We start from the raw sequence: 17,319 nt of genomic DNA, 5'->3' as shown, positions 1-17,319 counted from the left end.
TTAGTGAAAGGCGCGGGTCACGGGAAAGTCACGGGAGGTTTCGGCCGTACGCTCACGCCATGAGCACTGAAGAGACATCACGCTTTGTACGGCTTCGAGTGGAGCTGGTCCTGGAGGTGCAGGACGAGGACGAGGTGACCAAGGCCGCGCTGCGCAGGCTCGCCGCGGATCCCGAGCTGCCGGAGTCCGAGCGGGCCCAGGCCGAGAGTGCTGTGACCGAAGACACCGCGGAGGCCCTGGCGTATCTCGTGGACCCGTTCGACCTGGTCAGTGAGGTACCCGGGGTGGAGCTCCAGCAAGCGTCCTGGTCCAGTGAGCGGGTCGACTACGACCCTGACTCGCCCGAATGGGACCTGGACGAGGATGATGGGCGGGACGACGAGGAAGAGGGCGGCATCGGCTGAGCGTCCCGGGGCACCCAAGACTCCGGACGGCAACCGCCGTCCGGGGTTTCGTCGTCCCAGTGAACGCACGGACCGAATCCCGCCCCACCCGCGGACGTGGTGTGCCCCACAGATCCACCCGATGTGGAACGGGACCGAGCGGCCGTAGCGTTGAAGGTCTTTACGGGGACACTCGGGGTTTTTCGCGACTCGGCAACGATGGAGAAGCTTGTGATGACGGACAGTAAGCGGCGCAGGGGCCTGGTGGCCGCGTCCGCTCTGCTCGGCGGTGTGCTGGTGCTCACGGGGTGTTCCGGCGGCGACGACAAGGCCTCCGGCAGCGGCAGCGGCGACTCCTCGCAGGCCCAGGCCGACGCGGCGGCGGCGAAGAAGTCGTCGGAGGCGCAGATCACGATCACGCCGAAGGACGGCTCCGCCAACGCCTCGATCAACAACTCCGCGTCCGTCAGGGTGAGCAAGGGCACGCTCACCGCCGTCACGATGACCACGCAGGACGGCAAGACCGTCGCCGGTCAGCTTTCCGCCGACAAGAAGAGCTGGAAGCCGGGCGTCCAGTTGGAGCGTTCCACCACCTACCGGCTCGCCGCGGAGGCCAAGGACTCCGAGGGCCGGATAGCCCATGAGAACGCCTCCTTCACCACCGTCTCCCCGGCCAACAGCTTCATCGGCTCCTTCACCCCGGACAACGGCTCCACGGTGGGTGTCGGCATGCCGGTGTCGATCAACTTCGACAAGGCGATCACCAACAAGGCGGCCGTGCAGAAGGGCATCACGGTCAGCTCCAGCAGCGGCCAGGAGGTCGCCTGCCACTGGTTCAACGCCAACCGCATGGACTGCCGCCCCGAGGAGTACTGGAAGGGCGGCTCCACCGTCACCCTGAAGCTGGCCCTCGACGGCGTCCAGGGCGCGGACGGCGTCTACGGCGTCCAGCAGAAGACGGTCACCTTCCACGTCGGCCGCAACCAGGTCACGTACGTGGACGCGAAGACCAAGCAGATGAAGATCACGCAGGACGGAAAGGTCGTCAAGTCCATACCGATCTCCGCCGGTTCGCCCGACAACAAGACGTACGAGGGCCAGATGGTGATCTCCGAGAAGTTCAAGGAGACCCGGATGAACGGCGCGACGGTCGGCTTCACCGACGACGACGGCAAGGGCGAGTACGACATCAAGGACGTGCCGCACGCCATGCGCCTGACCACCTCCGGCACCTTCGTGCACGGCAACTACTGGGGCGCCCCCTCGGTGTTCGGCAACCTCAACACCAGCCACGGCTGTGTCGGCCTCCAGGACAAGAAGGGCGCCGGCGACCCGAGCACGCCGGCCGCGTGGTTCTTCGACCACTCGCTGATCGGTGACGTCGTGGTCGTCCAGAACACCGGCGACAAGACGGTGGCCCCGGACAACGGCCTCAACGGCTGGAACATGGACTGGGCGCAGTGGAAGGCCGGTTCGGCCGTCTGACGCCCCTCCCACACTCTTCCCGGTGCCGCCCCCAGGGGCGGCACCGGTGTTTTACGGGGCCGGCCGCCGCTTCTCATGCTCCTCTTATGGCGGGCTTATGGTCCCATCACGGTCCGTCCCTAGCTTGCGGGCCATGTTCTTCACCTACCTGAGGCGCGAACTGCGCCGCCGCAGAAAGGCGGCCCTCGTCGTCGCCTCCGGGCTCGCGCTGGGCATCGCGCTGGTCATCGTGGTCAACTCCGTGTCCAGCGGCATGGGGAGGGCCCAGGACAAGGTCCTCCAGTCGCTGTACGGCCTGGGTACGGACATGACGGTCACCAAGGCGGCCACGCCCACCGCCGCCGGCTCCCAGCGGCCCCGCTTCCGCTTCGACGCGCGGGGCGACGACGAGGGCTCCACCCAGAGCAGCGACCGGGTCCGCGTCCAGGGCCTCACCACCCTGGCCGCCTCCACCGTCGGCAAGGTGGCCGGCCAGCGGGGCGTCGCCGAGGCCGCCGGCGGGCTGAGCCTCGACGTGGTGAAGGTCAGCGGGCAGTTCACCCGCGGCCGGGTCCAGCAGAACGGGGAGAACGGCGGCTTCCAGCGGAGCGGCGGCACCGGGCAGCCGCAGGGCGAGGTCAAGGGCGGCGGCGCCGACTTCGACATCAACCAGTACACCGTCTACGGCACCGACGTCACGAAGACCGGCCTCGGCCCGCTGACCTCCTCCGAGATCACCGGCGGCCGTACCTTCCGGACCACCGAGACCGACGCCGCGGTGGCCGTGGCCGACTCCGCGTACGCCGAGCAGAAGAAGTACGAGGTCGGCTCCACCGTCACCGTCAAGGGAACGAAGTTCAAGGTGATCGGCATCGCCACCGCCACCAGCGGTGACGCGGCGGCCGACCTGTACATCCCGCTGAAGCGGGCGCAGACCCTCGCCGGCGAGAAGGACAAGATCACCACGATCTACGTCGAGGCGGCCGGCTCCCAGCAGATCGGCACCGTCAAGAGCGCCATCCAGAAGAACGTCCCCGGTACGACCGTCACCACCTCCGCCGACCTCGCCAAGACGGTCTCCGGCTCCCTGTCCACCGCCTCCTCCCTCGCCACCAAGGTCGGCACGTGGCTGTCCATCGCGGTGCTGGTGGCCGCGTTCCTGGTCGCGGGCCTGCTCACCTCCTCGGCGGTCTCCCGCCGCGTCCGCGAGTTCGGCACGCTGAAGGCCCTCGGCTGGAAGTCGGGCCGGGTCACCCGGCAGGTGGTGGGCGAAGCCGTCGTCAACGGCCTGGTCGGCGGCGTCCTCGGTATCGCGCTCGGGCTGGCGGGCGCGTACGCCGTGACCGCCGTCAGCCCCACCCTCCAGGCACAGTTGGGCGGGAGCACGGGAGGCGGCGGGTTCGGTGGCGGCGCCGGCGCGCCCGGTGGCGGCACCGGCTTCGGCGGCCCGGGACGCCAGGCGGCGAGGTCCCTGGAGGTGGCCCTCACCGCACCGGTCAGTCTCACGACGATCGCCCTGGCGGTCGGCCTCGCGGTCGCGGGCGGCCTGATCGCGGGAGCCTTCGGCGGCTGGCGGGCGTCCCGCCTGCGCCCGGCGGACGCGCTGAGGCGGGTGGAGTAGCGGCGGCCCGGCGACACCACGACGCGACCACCCCACGACCTCCCTCAGGAGTCACGCACATGTACGAACTGAAGAACGTCACCAAGCGCTACGCCAGAGGCAAGGACACGGTCGACGCCCTGGACGGCGTCGACCTCACCATCGGCGACGGCGACCGCCTGGTCATCCAGGGCCCCACCGGCGGCGGCAAGTCCACCCTCCTCCAGATGCTCGGGGGCCTCGACCGCCCCACCTCCGGGCAGGTCGTCCTGGACGGCACCGACCTGTCCGCGCTCTCCGAGGCACGCCTGACCAGGGTCCGCAGCGAGAACATCGGCTTCGTCTTCCAGTCCTTCAACCTCATCCCGACCCTCACCGCGCAGGAGAACGTCGAGACCGCCCTCGTCCCCCTCGGCGTCAAGGGCGGCCGGCGGCGCGAACTGGCCGCCGAGGCACTGATCTCCGTCGGCCTGGGCGAACGGCTCGCCCACCTGCCCTCGGAGATGTCCGGCGGGCAGCAGCAGCGCGTCGCCATCGCCCGCGCCCTGGTGAAGAGGCCCAAGGTGCTGCTGGCCGACGAGCCGACCGGCAACCTGGACGAGAGCATGCGGGACGAGATCATGGACGTACTCGAACGCCTGTGGAAGGAGCACGGGCTGACGTTCATCATGGTCACCCACGACTCCGCGCTCGCGAAGAAGGCCCCACGCCTGGCCACCCTGCGCAAGGGAAAGATCACGGTGAGGGAGAACGCCGACGCCTGACGCCGTATAACACCCGTACCGAGAGGCGCACTTCGCGGTTGTGTAACGGTGTCCCGGCCACCGCGTAACAGTTTCTCCCGGGCGCTCTCCCACCCCCCTCCCCTCTCTTGAGCCGTCAGATGCCCCCCCGGCATACTTCGGGATCCGGGGGGCTGACGTGCAGACGTACGAGGCTTCCCCCGGCCGGGCGAACGGGGAATTCGCCCGGCACACCATCTCCAGGGGGAGATCTTGCGCAGACAAGTGAAAAGAGTGGCTGGGGCCACCGTGGCAACGGCCGCAGCAGTCGCCCTCGCAGCGGGTATGACCAGCCCGGCGTCGGCGAAGCCCACAGGGGCCCCGGCGCCCGGCACCGCCGCCCCGACGTCCAGCGCCAAGCACCACGTCACCCTCATCACCGGTGACCGCGTCGCCCTCGACGCCAAGGGCCGCGTCGTCGGCCTGGATCGGGCCGAGGGACGCGAGCACATACCGTTCGAGGTCCGCAGGACCGCCGGACACACGCTGGTCGTCCCGGCCGACGCGGCCCACCTGGTCGCCTCCGGCACGCTGGACCAGCGCCTGTTCGACATCACCGAGCTGAACAAGGCCGCCACCCGCAAGGCCCAGAAGAACGGCCTGAAGGTCATCGTCGGCTACCGCGGCACCGCCGCCACCGCCAAGGCCGGCGTCCGCGACGCGGGCACCCTGCGCCACAGCCTGAAGGCGCTCAACGCGGACGCCGTGCAGACCCCGGTCAAGGACGTCACGGACCTGTGGCACGCGGTCACCGACGGCAGCCGGTCCGCCTCCGGCATCGCGCACGTCTGGCTCGACGGTGTCCGCAGGGCCAGCCTCGACAAGTCCGTGCCGCAGATCGGCGCCCCCACCGCCTGGAAGGCCGGCTACACCGGCAAGGGCGTCAAGGTCGCCGTCCTGGACACCGGTGTGGACGCCACCCACCCCGACCTGAAGAACCAGGTGATCGAGGCCCGGAACTTCACCGCCGCCGCCGACGCCACCGACCACTTCGGGCACGGCACGCACGTCGCGTCCATCGTCGCGGGCACCGGCGCCAAGTCCGGCGGCAAGTACAAGGGCGTCGCCCCCGACGCCAAGATCCTCAACGGCAAGGTCCTGGACGACACCGGCTCCGGTGACGACTCCGGCGTCCTCGCCGGCATGGAGTGGGCGGCCTCCCGGGGCGCCTCCGTCATCAACCTGAGCCTCGGCGGCTACGACACCCCCGAGATCGACCCCCTCGAGGCCGAGGTCAACAAGCTCTCCGCCGAGAAGGGCGTCCTGTTCGCGATCGCCGCGGGCAACGACGGCCCCCAGTCGATCGGTTCGCCGGGCAGCGCGGACGCCGCGCTCACCGTCGGCGCCGTCGACAAGAAGGACAAGCTCGCCGACTTCTCCTCCACCGGCCCCCGCACCGGCGACGGCGCCATCAAGCCGGACGTCACCGCGCCCGGCGTGGACATCACCGCGGCCGCGGCCAAGGGCAGCGTCATCGACGAGGAGGTCGGTGAGAAGCCCGAGGGCTACCTGACCATCTCCGGCACCTCGATGGCCACCCCGCACGTCGCGGGCGCCGCGGCCATCCTGAAGCAGCAGCACCCCGACTGGGGCTACGCCGAGCTGAAGGGCGCCCTCACCGGCTCCGCAAGGGACGACAAGTACACCCCGTTCCAGCAGGGTTCGGGCCGCATCCAGGTCGACAAGGCCATCAAGCAGTCGATCGTCGCCGAGCCCGTGTCGGTGACCTTCGGTGTGCAGCAGTGGCCGCACACCGACGACAAGCCGGCCACCAGGCCGCTGACCTACCGCAACCTCGGTGCCGAGGACGTCACGCTCACCCTCGCCAGCCGTGCCATCGATCCCAAGGGTGCGGCGGCCCCGGCGGGCTTCTTCAAGCTCGCCGCGACGAAGGTCACCGTCCCGGCGCACGGCAAGGCCTCGGTCGGCCTCACCGTCAACACCAAGCTGGGCGGCACCGTCGACGGCGCCTACTCCGCGTACGTGACGGCGACGGGCGGCGGCCAGACGGTTCGCACGGCCGCCGCGGTACAGCGCGAGGTCGAGTCGTACGACGTCACCCTGAAGTTCATCGGCCGCGACGGCAAGCCGGCCCCGTACTACGGCGCCGACCTCAGCGGCGTCGCGGGCCTCGCCAAGGGCGTCTCGCTGAGCCCGTACGACAAGTCCGGCACGGTGAAGGTGCGCGCGCCCAAGGGCACGTACATCCTCAACACGTCGGTCTACGGCGACCCGAAGGACGCCTCCAAGGGCATCGACTGGATCGCACAGCCTAAGCTGACCGTCGGCAAGAAGCAGACGATCACCATCGACGCGCGCAGGGCCAGGCCGGTGGACGTCACCGTCCCCGCCACGGGCCTGAAGTCCCAGTTCGCCTCGCCGGAGTACGACGTCACGATCGGTGACGGCCAGTACGGCTACGGCTGGTTCCTGGACTCGTACAAGAACTTCCGCACCGCCCACCTCGGCCCTGAGCTGCCCGCCGGCTCGCTGTGGCAGCAGTGGGACGCCCACTGGACCAAGGGTGCCCACGAGGAGTACGACGTCACCTCCGGCGGCCCGGTCAAGCAGCTCGCCACCGGCTACACCAAGCACTACAAGGCGGGCGACCTTGCCACGGTGAAGGCCCGCCTCGGCGCGCCGGCCAAGGGCAAGAAGGGGACCATCGACGCGGTGGGCTGGCTGCCCGGCAGCTCCGGTGCCTCCTCCGTCAGCATTCCGCAGCCCCTGCCCGGCACCCGCACCCTGCACCTGTCCGCCAAGGGCGGCGTCAAGTGGGAGCTGGAGTTCGAGCAGAGCGGCGGGACGGACCAGGACGGCTTCCCGGTCACCGACGCCGGCTACGGGCTGGGCCAGTTCGCCTTCAAGGCCGGCCGGACCTACACCAAGACGGTCAACACCGCGGTGTTCGGCCCGCACCTCGACAAGGACTCCGGCCTCTTCCGCGACGGCAACGAGATCTCCGGTGCGCTGTCGCTGGTCGCCGACTCGGCCAAGCACAACGGGTACTCGGGCTTCACCTCGGTGAACACCACCCTGTACCGCAACGGCACCAAGGTCGGGTCCAACGACGACCCGCTGTACGGGGAGAAGACCTTCAAGGTGCCGGCCGGTGACGCGGCCTACCGGCTGACCACCTCGGTCAAGCGCTCCCCGAAGGTGTCCGAGGCCTCGACGCGGATCGACGCGGCCTGGACCTTCCACTCCAAGAGGCTGTCCGACACCTTCACCCGTCTGCCCGCCTCCGCCCTGCACTTCGGCGCCACGACCGGCCTGGACAGCCGGGTCGCGGCCGGGAAGACGGTCACCTTCCCGGTCACCGTGGAAGGCTCGGCCGCCGGCGGCAACCTGAAGTCCCTCGCCGTCTACGTCTCCTACGACGGCAAGAACTTCAAGAGGACCGACGTCCGGAGCGGCAGGATCACGGTCCGGAACCCGGCGAAGGACAAGGCCGTCTCGTTCCGCGCCAAGATCACCGACAAGAAGGGCAACACGTCGGAGATCACGATCTACAACGCGTACTACGGCAAGTGAGCCCTCACTAGCCGCATGACCCGATGACGAACGGCCCGCGGGAAGCTGACGCCTCCCGCGGGCCGTCCGCCGTCCGGCGACGCACTAGACCGCCGGCACCGCGTGGGCCGCGTCCGTGCCCCAGCTAGCCAGGAGGCGCAGGGAGCCGGCGGAGGGGGAGGACGGTTCGGCGTGGTAGGTGATCAGGGCCTGGTCCGAGCCGTCCGTCAGCCGGAACGTCTCGAAGGCCAGCGCCAGCTCGCCCACCAGGGGATGATGCAGGTGCTTGACGCCGTGGCTCTTCTCCTTGACGTCGTGCGTCGCCCACAGCCGGCGGAACTCCTCACTCTTGACGGACAGCTCCCCCACCAGCGCCGACAGTCGGGGATCGTCCGGATAGCAGCCCGCGTCCATACGCAGGGCACAGACGATGTCGATCGCCTTCTGCTCCCAGTCGACGAACAGGTCCCGGTAGCCGGGGCACAGGAAGACCAGCCGGGCCCAGTTGCGTTCACCCGGCGGCAGCTTCGCCCAGTCACCGAAGAGCGCCGCCGCCATCCGGTTCCAGGCGAGGATCTCCGCACGCCGGCCCACCACGTACGCCGGTACGCCCTCCATCGTGTCCAGTAGCTGCCGCAGCGCCGGCCGCACCTGCTGCTGCCGCCCCGCCGGCTTCTTCTTGTGCGCCTTCGGCTTGGCCAGATGGGTCAGATGCGCGTGCTCCGCGTCCGTCAGCCGCAGGGCGCGGGCGATCGAGCCCAGCACCTCCGCCGAGACGTTCTTCCCGTTGCCCTGCTCGAGCCGGGTGTAGTACGCCACCGACACCCCGGCCAGTTGCGCCAGCTCCTCGCGGCGCAGCCCCGGCACCCGGCGGTGCCGTCCGAAGTCGGGCAGACCCACGTCCTCCGGCTTCAGCCGGGCGCGCCGGCTGCGCAGGAACTCGCTCAGCTCCGCCCGCCGGTCCAGCGTCCGGCCGGTGCCGGCTGCTGCGGCCGGCTGCTCGTCCCTGCTGTCCATGCGTCCAGTATTCCTGGTCGTACGCACAGGAGCCTGACCCCGCCGGTGGTAGGCACAGCAGTCGTACGCAAAGGCGTGGCCTGGGTGACCTGCCGTTCGCGGGGCAGGCTGGACACCGTGCCCGGCCAGAAGGCGGCCGGGCACGCGAGACAGCTAGGAGACCCCCTGCATGACCACTGTTGCCGCGTACGCCGCGCCCGCCGCGAAGGCCCCGCTGGAGCGGACGACCATCGAGCGCCGCGCGGTCGGCGAGTACGACGTCCTGATCGACATCAAGTTCGCCGGCATCTGCCACTCCGACATCCACCAGGTCCGCGAGGGCTGGGGTGAGGCGATCTTCCCCATGGTCCCCGGCCACGAGATCGCCGGCGTCGTCGCCGAGGTCGGCCCCGGCGTGACCAGGTTCCGGGCCGGCGACCGGGTGGGCGTCGGCTGCATGGTCGACTCCTGCCGCGAGTGCGAGAACTGCGTCAAGGGCCTGGAGCAGTACTGCCTCAAGGGCATGGTCGGCACCTACAACGCCGTCGGCAAGGACGGCGAGCCCACCTACGGCGGTTACTCCGAGAAGATCGTCGTCGACGAGAACTACGTCGTCCGCATCCCCGACGGCCTGTCCCTGGACGTGGCCGCGCCGCTGCTGTGCGCGGGCATCACCACCTACTCCCCGCTGCGCCACTGGAACGCCGGCCCCGGCAAGAAGGTCGCCGTCGTCGGTCTCGGCGGCCTCGGTCACATGGCCGTCAAGATCGCGCACGCCATGGGCGCCGAGGTCACGGTCCTCTCCCAGTCGCTGCGCAAGAAGGACGACGGTCTCAAGCTCGGCGCCGACCACTACCACGCCACCAGCGACCCGAAGACCTTCGAGGAGCTGGCCGGCAGCCTCGACCTGATCGTCTCGACGGTGTCGGCCCCGATGGACTTCGGCGCGCTGCTGTCGCTGCTGAAGGTGGACGGCGCCCTGGTGAACGTCGGCGCGCCCGAGGAGCCGGTCGCCCTCAACCTGTTCTCGGTGATCGGCGGCCGCAAGACCCTGGCGGGCTCCATGATCGGCGGCATCCAGGAGACCCAGGAGATGCTCGACTTCTGCGCCGAGCACGGCATCGGCGCCGAGATAGAGCTGATCAGCGCCGCCGAGGTCAACGAGGCGTACGAGCGGGTGCTGGCCAGCGACGTCCGCTACCGCTTCGTCATCGACACGGCGACGATCTGACCGACGGGCGTCCGCACCGGTGCGGAGGGGGCCGACGGGGGCATGGTGCACCCGACCGGCCCCGCCCCGCCGGCCCCGCCCAAGCCGGTCCGCGACGAGCAACGAGTCGGGCTCACGGGGGAGCGGGACGGGCAAGGAATCGCTCGGAACCCCCGTGCGTTGAACGGGCGGGGTAACGGACACCGAGCTGACAGATATGGGAGGAGCCGCAATGGCTGCGCAGACGCAGAGGGCCGTGCTGGCGGGTGGATGCTTCTGGGGGATGGAGGAGCTGGTCCGCCGACTGCCGGGCGTGACGGCGACCCGGGTCGGTTACACCGGGGGTGACGTGCCGAACGCGACGTACCGTGATCACGGCACGCACGCGGAGGCCATCGAGATCCTCTTCGACCCCGCGACGACCGACTACCGCGCGATCCTGGAGTTCTTCTTCCAGATCCACGACCCGACCACCAGGAACCGCCAGGGCAACGACATCGGCCTCAGCTACCGCTCGGCGATCTACTACGTGGACGACGAGCAGAAGCGGGTCGCCGAGGACACGATCGCGGATGTGGAGGCCTCCGGACTGTGGCCGGGCGAGGTCGTCACCGAGGTGGAGCCCGTCGGCCCCTTCTGGGAGGCCGAGCCCGAGCATCAGGACTACCTACAGCGCTACCCGGACGGCTACACCTGCCACTTCCCGCGCCCGGGATGGCGGCTGCCCGCCCGAGCGGAGGGCTGACCGCGAGGCGTCCCGGCGGAACGCGGAAGTGACCCAGTCGGGGCTCGGCCCGAGGCCGGCCGGGTCAGCCGGGGAGGCCGGCCGGGCTGCCGCCGTTGGCCTCGTAGCCGGCCACCGCCAGCGCGCGGTAGACGGTGAATTCCGCGGCCGGGTCGGCGCACAGCGTCCAGGGCAGGGCGCCGACGTGACCGTCGACGTGCACGAGCTGGTGCATGGCCTCCGCCCAGCGCTCGGCGCGGACCAGGAAGAAGACCAGCAGGTGCCGGACGTGCGGCAGCGTCGGGTCGTCGGGGCGGGCGGCGTGGACCGCGTGCAGCGCGCCGTGGATCGCCCGGGTGACGACCTCGCTCCGGTAGAAGCCCGCGACCAGGTTCACCTCCGGGAGGTGCTCGAACACCGCGAACAGCGGCAGCGCGGCGAGCAGCGAGCCCCGCGGAGCGCGGGCGGCGGCGGCCTCGGCGAAGGCGTACGCCTGCTCGCGCGAGCCGTGCCACTTCTCGCACCAGTGGTGCAGCGCGGCCAGATGCGCGCCCATATGATGCGGGGCGCGGTCCAGGATCTTCAGCCACAGCCGCTCGAACTCGGCCTCGGGGTAGGCCAGTCCGCGTGCGATGGACAGCTCGACGAGATACGGCACCGGGTCACCGGGGGCCAGCAGGGCCGCCTGGGCGCAGGCGGTCCGGGCCTCCTCCATGATGATCCGGAAGTCGTCCGTGCCCCGCGTCGACGTCCGCCAGGCCTGCTGCACCAGGAACTCCGCGTGGACGGCGGCGCCCCCCGCGTCCTTGGGCTGCTCGGCCCTCCACACCCTGAGCCACTGCCCGCCCGGCGTCGTGTGTATCCCGCCGGGGCGCTGCTGGAGCTCCAGCGCGGCGGCGCCCGCGAAAGCCTGCACCCGCTGCCAGCGCAGCTCGCCCTCGGTCTCGGTGCCGGCCAGAAGCTGGGCGGCGGCCCGGTAGTCCTGCGTGCGCTGCACCAGCTCCAGGACGTCCAGCAGGTCCTGGTCCGGACCCGGCATGCGCACGTCCAGCTCCTCCTGGCGCACGAAGCCGTAGTTCTCCGGGTCGGCGGCGTCCGGGTGTCCCGGGGGAACCTGCTCGATCGCCCCGCGCCTGCGCCGTACGACCGGGAGCAGGACGAAGCCCAGCATGAGCAGCGCCATCAGCAGCCAGAGAATCGCCATGCCCCAAGCGAACCAGACGCCGCCGACAATTGGCGAACCCCGCAGCGCGCCTGTGGAAAACCCTGGACCCGGGCATGACAGGGGCGCGCGGGCGCGGGCCGTCCGCACAGGGATATCCCTAGCGCCGGTGCCGCCGGAGCCGGGCGGGACTCAGGATCCGGCCGGGCGCACTACGCTCGGTGGGCATGAGCGACAGGCACATCAGTCAGCACTTCGAGACCCTCGCGATCCATGCGGGCAACACCGCGGATCCCCTCACCGGCGCGGTCGTCCCGCCGATCTACCAGGTGTCGACCTACAAGCAGGACGGCGTGGGCGGGCTGCGCGGCGGCTACGAGTACAGCCGCAGCGCCAACCCGACCCGGACGGCACTGGAGGAGAACCTCGCCGCGCTGGAGGGGGGCCGCCGCGGTCTCGCCTTCGCGTCCGGCCTGGCGGCCGAGGACACGTTGCTGCGTACGCTGCTCGTCCCCGGCGACCACGTGGTGATCCCGAACGACGCGTACGGCGGCACCTTCCGGCTGTTCGCCAAGGTCGCCACCCGCTGGGGGGTGGAGTGGTCCGTCGCCGACACCAGCGACCCGGCCGCCGTGCGCGCCGCGATCACCCCGAAGACCAAGGCCGTCTGGGTGGAGACCCCCTCCAACCCGCTGCTCGGCATCACCGACATCGCCGCCGTGGCCCAGGTCGCCCACGACGCGGGCGCGCGGCTCGTCGTCGACAACACCTTCGCCACGCCCTATCTGCAGCAGCCGCTCTCGCTCGGCGCCGACGTCGTCGTGCACTCCCTGACCAAGTACATGGGCGGCCACTCCGACGTGGTCGGCGGCGCGCTGATCGTCTCGGACCCGGGGCTGGGCGAGGAACTGGTCTACCACCAGAACGCGATGGGCGCCGTCGCCGGCCCCTTCGACTCCTGGCTGGTGCTGCGCGGCACCAAGACCCTCGCGGTGCGCATGGACCGGCACAGCGAGAACGCCACGCGGATCGCCGACATGCTGACCCGGCACGCGCGCGTGACCAGCGTGCTCTACCCGGGCCTGCCCGAGCACCCCGGCCACGAGGTCGCCGTCAAGCAGATGCGGGCGTTCGGCGGCATGGTGTCGTTCCGGGTGGAGGGCGGCGAGGCGGCGGCCGTCGAGGTGTGCAACCGGGCCCAGGTGTTCACCCTCGGCGAGTCGCTGGGCGGCGTCGAGTCCCTCATCGAGCACCCCGGCCGGATGACCCACGCCTCCGCGGCCGGCTCCGCGCTGGAGGTCCCGGGCGACCTGGTGCGCCTGTCCGTCGGCATCGAGAACGTCGACGACCTGCTGGCGGACCTGAAGCAGGCCCTCGGCTAGGAACCGACGGTCACCAGTCGGTGACCGGCGGAGTCGTCTGCGAGGGCGGCTCCGCCCACGGGTGCGCCTCGGCCGCCCACACGGCGAACGCGACGGCCGCGGCGCACGCCAGCAGCCACAGCACCCGGCGGGCGAGCCGCCGCTGCCGCAGCCGGCGCTCGCCGCGCCGTGCCGCGTCCGCGTACAGCTCGGGCGGTACGGGTGCCGGCGTCCGCTCCATGATCCGCCGTACGGCGGCCTCCCGCTCGGACCGGTTCACCGCGCCCTCCCGCCTCCTTCGTCCCTCATGACGGTGCCGCCTCCGTGCCCGCCGGGTGCGGGGCGGCCGGCCGGGCGGGGTGCAGGAGGGCGGCCGTCGCGCGCTCGCAGACCGTGTGCACGCGCTCCGTCGGCAGCCCGAGCAGGGCCGCCGCCTGTTCCTCGGCGACGCCCTCGTACAGCCGCAGTACGAGGATCAGCCGTTCCCGCGGGGCCAGCGCGGCGAGCGGGCTGCGCGGATCGGGCCGGGCGCGGCCGGGGACGCCGTACCGGTGCCAGACCGTGCGCGCGAAACGCGTGGCGAGGTACTGGCGGGCGCAGTCGTACGGGTCCTCGCCGCGCAGCCGGTCCCAGCGGGCGTAGGTGTGCGCGAGCGCGTGCGTCAGCAGGCGCCGCGCGCGCGGGTTGGCGTCCGGCGCCTCCGCGGTGAGCAGCGTGGCGGCGTGCAGCAGGCGCCCGGCCGCGCCGGCGGCGAACGCCTGGAACTCCCCGGCCCGGCGGGCATCGCGGGCCACCTGCCGATCACGCACCGGGCCTCCCCCTGAAGGGGCCCTGTCCGGTACGGGACAGGTGAACCGCGTACGACGCAGGACCCGGGTCTCATATGAGACCGGCGGCGGCCCGGGGTCAAGGGGTCGGGAGTCCGTCGACCGGCCGGTGCGTCCGGGCCACGGGCGGGCGCGGGACCGCTCAGGCGGTCGGCGGCTGGTCCGGCGCCGGGCCGCCCGGTGCCGCCATCCGCGCGGAGAGCGCGCCGTTGAAGCGCGTGAGGAGCGTGCAGAACTGCTCGCGCTCCTCCGGCGCCCAGTCGTGTGTCAGCTCGGCCATGAGCTGACGTCTGGAGGAGCGGACCTCCTCCAGCCGGGCGGCCCCGCGCGGCGACAACTGGAGCACCACCGCACGGCCGTCCTCCGGGTGGGAGGTGCGCTTGACGAGCCCGGTGTCGACCAGGGGCGCCACCTGCCGGGTGACCGTGGAGGAGTCGATGCCCATGCTCGCCGCGAGCGCCTTGACGCCCATCGGGCCTTCCCTGTCCAGCCGGTTGAGCAGCAGGTACGCGGCGCGGTCCATGGAGTTGCGCACCTGGCCGATGCCGCCGAGCCGGGTCTGTTCGGCACGGCGCGCGAACACCGCCACCTCGTGCTGGAGGGTGTCGAGGAGACCGGTGTCACCGACGGTCGTCATGTCCATCGACATTTCAGGTGTTGTGGGCATGGACGGAGGCTCGCTTCATGAAGGGCTGCTGGGTTGGGGGACAGGGTACGCGGCCCGGCGCCGGGCCGTACCGGCGCTGCGCGAACCCGGTCTCGCAGCTTGGTCACACCCGTCGTGCGCACACGTGAACTGCGATGCTGGAGTCATGAGCTACGGCACGGCCGGCACCTTGCGCTCCGTCACCCTGGACGACGTACGCGGTGCCCAGAAGATGCTCTCGGGCGTGGCGCGCGTGACGGCGATGGAGGGCAGTCGGCACCTGTCCAAGCTGGTCGGCGCGCCGGTTCACCTCAAGTGCGAGAACCTCCAGCGCACCGGCTCGTTCAAGCTGCGCGGTGCCTACGTGCGGATCGCCGGGCTGCTGCCCGAGGAGCGGGCGGCCGGCGTGGTGGCGGCGAGCGCGGGAAACCACGCGCAGGGCGTGGCGCTGGCCTCCGCGCTGCTGGGCGTGCCCGCGACGGTGTTCATGCCGCAGGGCGCGCCGCTGCCGAAGATCAGCGCGACCCGGGAGTACGGCGCCGAGGTGCGCCTGCACGGCCAGGTGGTCGACGAGACGCTGGCCGCCGCCGAGGAGTACGCGGCCGGGACGGGCGCGGTGTTCATCCACCCCTTCGACCACCCGGACGTGATAGCCGGGCAGGGCACGGTCGGTCTGGAGATCCTGGCACAGTGCCCCGAGGTGCGCACGATCGTCGTCGGTGTCGGCGGCGGTGGGCTCGCCGCCGGGATCGCGGTGGCGGTGAAGGCGCTGCGGCCGGAGGTCCGGATCGTGGGCGTGCTACCCGCCCTCGCTGGCCGCGGGCCGTCCGGTGTCGCTGCGCAGTCCGGTGACGATGGCCGACGGCATCAAGGTGGGCCGGCCGGGCGCGGTGCCGTTCGGGATCGTCGAGGACCTGGTCGACGAGGTGCGCACGGTCAGCGAGGACCAGTTGTCGGCCGCGCTGCTGCTGTGCCTGGAGCGGGCCAAGCTGGTCGTGGAGCCGGCCGGGGCGAGCCCGGTCGCCGCGCTGCTGTCCGCGCCGCACGCCTTCGAGGGGCCGGTCGTCGCGGTGCTCTCCGGGGGGAACGTCGACCCGGTGCTGATGCAGCGGGTGCTGCGGCACGGCATGGCCGCGCAGGGCCGGTACCTGGCCGTGCGGCTGCGGCTGACGGACCGGCCGGGTGCCCTCGCCACCCTCCTCGGGGTGCTGTCGGCGGCCGACGCCAACGTCCTCGACGTGAGTCACGTCCGCACCGACCCGCGGCTCGGGCTCGCCGAGGCGGAGGTCGAGCTGCACCTGGAGACGAAGGGCCCGATGCACTGCGCCGAGGTCGGCCAGACGCTGCGGAACGCGGGCTACACGGTCATCGGCTGACCACGGGCGCGCTCGTCGCCCCACCGGGCGGGCGGTCACGGCGCGGGGGCGGTCACGCGGCACCGCGAGGGGACGGACGGGTACGGCGAAGCCCCCGGCGCTCCCGCTGGGGGTGCCGGGGGCTCGAAGCGGGCCGGGGGCCGGGATCAGCCCGTGTACGGCTCGGCCTTCAGGATCCGCACCGAGGCCTTCTTGCCGTTCGGCAGCTCGTACTCCGCGTCCTCGCCGACCGAGTGGCCGGTGACGCCGGAACCGAGCGGGGACTGCGGGGAGTACGTCTCGATGTCCGAGCTGGCGTACTCGCGCGAGGCGAGCAGGAACGTCAGCGTGTCGTCCTCGTCACCGTCGAAGGCGATCGTGACGACCATGCCCGGCGCGACGACGCCGTCCGCGGCCGGTGCCTCGCCGACCTTGGCGTTCTCCAGGAGCTGGGTAAGCTGGCGTACCCGCAGTTCCTGCTTGCCCTGCTCCTCCTTGGCGGCGTGGTACCCGCCGTTCTCACGCAGGTCGCCCTCCTCGCGCGCGGCCGCGATCTTGGCGGCGATCTCCGTGCGCGCAGGACCAGTAAGGTACTCAAGCTCGTCCCTGAGCTTGTTGTACGCCTCCTGGGTCAGCCAGGTGACGTTCTCGCTGGTCTGGGTCACGGGGTGCTCCTCGTCGGTACAGGGAATACAAAGCATCGCCCTACCCAGAAGAATGTTCCTTCTTGGATGGGCGAAACCACGAGCCTAACAATTCATGGGCGAAAGGGGGAGGACATAAGCCATCAGAATCACATCAGCGCAGGTCGGAGACCAGGCATCGCAGGTCGGGGACCACGCGTCCCGGGTGATTCGGGGAGTGTCCGCCCGTCCTCAGCCGGTGTGGCAGCCCAGCAGCTCGGCCGTCGTCCCCCGGGCCGTCGTACGCAGGGTGACGGCCTTGTCGATCCGCGTGGCGGACCCGGAGAAGCGGAAGTCGGCCCGGCCGACCTCGGCGCCGTCGGCCGACTGGGAGCGCACGGTGCAGTAGCCCGAGGCGCCGGCGTCCTTGCGCACCTCCAGATGCACCCGCACGGCGTCGTCGGACGCCTTGAAAGTGATCACCTGGCCGCTGATCTCGTTCTGCGCGACGTAGTGGTAGGCGAAGTAGCCGACCAGGGCGAGCAGGGCCGCGCCCAGCACCGTCGCGGCGATCCTGAGCTTGCGGTCGGCGCGCTCGTCCGAGGAACGGCCGTAGCGGCCCTCGGGCAGCCGCGCGCTCGCCGTACTCATGATCGTCCTCTCCGCGGAATTA

Annotated in this window: 15 protein-coding genes and 1 pseudogene; 9 read left to right on the top strand and 7 right to left on the bottom strand. The window is 71.3% G+C overall.

The features are described 5' to 3' along the window. Window positions 1–59: 59 nt before the first annotated feature. The 5 genes from D9753_RS13200 (at window position 60) to D9753_RS13175 (ending at window position 7,763) form a co-directional block, all read left to right on the top strand. On the top strand, window positions 60–404 hold the full coding sequence (locus D9753_RS13200; protein ID WP_121787208.1) for a hypothetical protein: 345 nt from the start codon (window positions 60–62) through the stop codon (window positions 402–404). A gap of 213 nt (window positions 405–617) precedes the next feature. Continuing rightward, the gene (locus D9753_RS13195; RefSeq protein WP_121787207.1) at window positions 618–1,868 is read left to right on the top strand and encodes a L,D-transpeptidase; all 1,251 of its coding nucleotides are present in this window, start codon (window positions 618–620) and stop codon (window positions 1,866–1,868) included. Between the two features lie 133 nt (window positions 1,869–2,001). Then, complete coding sequence (locus tag D9753_RS13190) at window positions 2,002–3,468, top strand: ABC transporter permease (protein WP_121787206.1); 1,467 nt, start codon at window positions 2,002–2,004, stop codon at window positions 3,466–3,468. A 59-nt stretch (window positions 3,469–3,527) separates the two neighbouring features. Beyond that, window positions 3,528–4,211, top strand: coding sequence for an ABC transporter ATP-binding protein (locus tag D9753_RS13185; protein ID WP_121787205.1), 684 nt, complete (start codon window positions 3,528–3,530; stop codon window positions 4,209–4,211). Between the two features lie 303 nt (window positions 4,212–4,514). After that, window positions 4,515–7,763, top strand: a complete 3,249-nt coding sequence (locus D9753_RS13175; RefSeq protein WP_121787204.1) for a S8 family peptidase — start codon at window positions 4,515–4,517, stop codon at window positions 7,761–7,763. 84 nt (window positions 7,764–7,847) lie between these two features. Here the strand turns inward: D9753_RS13175 and D9753_RS13170 are convergent, their stop codons facing one another. Beyond that, entirely contained in the window at window positions 7,848–8,759 is a 912-nt protein-coding gene (locus D9753_RS13170; protein ID WP_121787203.1) for a helix-turn-helix domain-containing protein, read from the bottom strand. Between the two features lie 169 nt (window positions 8,760–8,928). On the opposite strand from D9753_RS13170, the gene D9753_RS13160 reads away from it, so the two are divergent. Together D9753_RS13160 and msrA are read left to right on the top strand one after the other, a co-directional pair. Continuing rightward, entirely contained in the window at window positions 8,929–9,969 is a 1,041-nt protein-coding gene (locus D9753_RS13160; protein ID WP_121787201.1) for an NAD(P)-dependent alcohol dehydrogenase, read from the top strand. Window positions 9,970–10,180: 211 nt separating this feature from the next. Continuing rightward, window positions 10,181–10,693, top strand: coding sequence for a peptide-methionine (S)-S-oxide reductase MsrA (gene msrA, locus D9753_RS13155; protein WP_121787200.1), 513 nt, complete (start codon window positions 10,181–10,183; stop codon window positions 10,691–10,693). Between the two features lie 64 nt (window positions 10,694–10,757). Here the strand turns inward: msrA and D9753_RS13150 are convergent, their stop codons facing one another. Then, complete coding sequence (locus D9753_RS13150; RefSeq protein ID WP_121787199.1) at window positions 10,758–11,876, bottom strand: hypothetical protein; 1,119 nt, start codon at window positions 11,874–11,876, stop codon at window positions 10,758–10,760. A 185-nt stretch (window positions 11,877–12,061) separates the two neighbouring features. Here D9753_RS13150 and D9753_RS13145 point away from each other — a divergent pair, with 185 nt between their 5' ends. Further along, the gene (locus D9753_RS13145; RefSeq protein WP_121787198.1) at window positions 12,062–13,216 is read left to right on the top strand and encodes a cystathionine gamma-synthase; all 1,155 of its coding nucleotides are present in this window, start codon (window positions 12,062–12,064) and stop codon (window positions 13,214–13,216) included. 10 nt (window positions 13,217–13,226) lie between these two features. Here the strand turns inward: D9753_RS13145 and D9753_RS13140 are convergent, their stop codons facing one another. From D9753_RS13140 to D9753_RS13130, 3 genes are all read right to left on the bottom strand, one after another. Next, the gene (locus D9753_RS13140) at window positions 13,227–13,475 is read right to left on the bottom strand and encodes a hypothetical protein (RefSeq protein WP_121787197.1); all 249 of its coding nucleotides are present in this window, start codon (window positions 13,473–13,475) and stop codon (window positions 13,227–13,229) included. A 25-nt stretch (window positions 13,476–13,500) separates the two neighbouring features. Continuing rightward, the gene (locus D9753_RS13135) at window positions 13,501–14,004 is read right to left on the bottom strand and encodes a sigma factor-like helix-turn-helix DNA-binding protein (protein WP_121787196.1); all 504 of its coding nucleotides are present in this window, start codon (window positions 14,002–14,004) and stop codon (window positions 13,501–13,503) included. A 160-nt stretch (window positions 14,005–14,164) separates the two neighbouring features. Then, a complete protein-coding gene (locus tag D9753_RS13130; protein WP_205614390.1) occupies window positions 14,165–14,671 on the bottom strand; it encodes a MarR family winged helix-turn-helix transcriptional regulator in 507 nt (168 codons plus the stop codon). Between the two features lie 163 nt (window positions 14,672–14,834). Here D9753_RS13130 and ilvA point away from each other — a divergent pair. Continuing rightward, window positions 14,835–16,044: pseudogene (ilvA, locus tag D9753_RS13125) on the top strand (threonine ammonia-lyase). 146 nt (window positions 16,045–16,190) lie between these two features. Here the strand turns inward: ilvA and greA are convergent. After that, window positions 16,191–16,688 carry a transcription elongation factor GreA gene (greA, locus tag D9753_RS13120; RefSeq protein WP_121787195.1) on the bottom strand — a complete coding sequence of 166 codons (498 nt, stop codon included), beginning with the start codon at window positions 16,686–16,688 and terminating at the stop codon, window positions 16,191–16,193. Between the two features lie 210 nt (window positions 16,689–16,898). After that, entirely contained in the window at window positions 16,899–17,297 is a 399-nt protein-coding gene (locus D9753_RS13115) for a DUF4307 domain-containing protein (protein ID WP_121787194.1), read from the bottom strand. Window positions 17,298–17,319 lie beyond the last annotated feature (22 nt).

Source organism: Streptomyces dangxiongensis, assembly GCF_003675325.1.
Taxonomy (GTDB): Bacteria; Actinomycetota; Actinomycetes; order Streptomycetales; family Streptomycetaceae; genus Streptomyces; species Streptomyces dangxiongensis.
The sequence above is the reverse complement of the archived record's forward strand: the minus strand, read 5'-3'. Positions and strand labels throughout refer to the sequence as shown.

Bases quoted from the DNA above. Each gene is read 5' to 3' on its own strand.
- D9753_RS13195 (WP_121787207.1), top strand. From the start codon at position 618: ATGACGGACAGTAAGCGGCGCAGGGGCCTGGTGGCCGCGTCCGCTCTG.
- D9753_RS13145 (WP_121787198.1), top strand. From the start codon at position 12,062: ATGAGCGACAGGCACATCAGTCAGCACTTCGAGACCCTCGCGATCCAT.
- D9753_RS13200 (WP_121787208.1), top strand. From the start codon at position 60: ATGAGCACTGAAGAGACATCACGCTTTGTACGGCTTCGAGTGGAGCTG.
- D9753_RS13185 (WP_121787205.1), top strand. From the start codon at position 3,528: ATGTACGAACTGAAGAACGTCACCAAGCGCTACGCCAGAGGCAAGGAC.
- D9753_RS13190 (WP_121787206.1), top strand. From the start codon at position 2,002: ATGTTCTTCACCTACCTGAGGCGCGAACTGCGCCGCCGCAGAAAGGCG.
- D9753_RS13115 (WP_121787194.1), bottom strand. From the start codon at position 17,297: ATGAGTACGGCGAGCGCGCGGCTGCCCGAGGGCCGCTACGGCCGTTCC.
- D9753_RS13170 (WP_121787203.1), bottom strand. From the start codon at position 8,759: ATGGACAGCAGGGACGAGCAGCCGGCCGCAGCAGCCGGCACCGGCCGG.
- D9753_RS13130 (WP_205614390.1), bottom strand. From the start codon at position 14,671: ATGTCGATGGACATGACGACCGTCGGTGACACCGGTCTCCTCGACACC.
- D9753_RS13160 (WP_121787201.1), top strand. From the start codon at position 8,929: ATGACCACTGTTGCCGCGTACGCCGCGCCCGCCGCGAAGGCCCCGCTG.
- msrA (WP_121787200.1), top strand. From the start codon at position 10,181: ATGGCTGCGCAGACGCAGAGGGCCGTGCTGGCGGGTGGATGCTTCTGG.
- D9753_RS13175 (WP_121787204.1), top strand. From the start codon at position 4,515: ATGACCAGCCCGGCGTCGGCGAAGCCCACAGGGGCCCCGGCGCCCGGC.
- D9753_RS13150 (WP_121787199.1), bottom strand. From the start codon at position 11,876: ATGGCGATTCTCTGGCTGCTGATGGCGCTGCTCATGCTGGGCTTCGTC.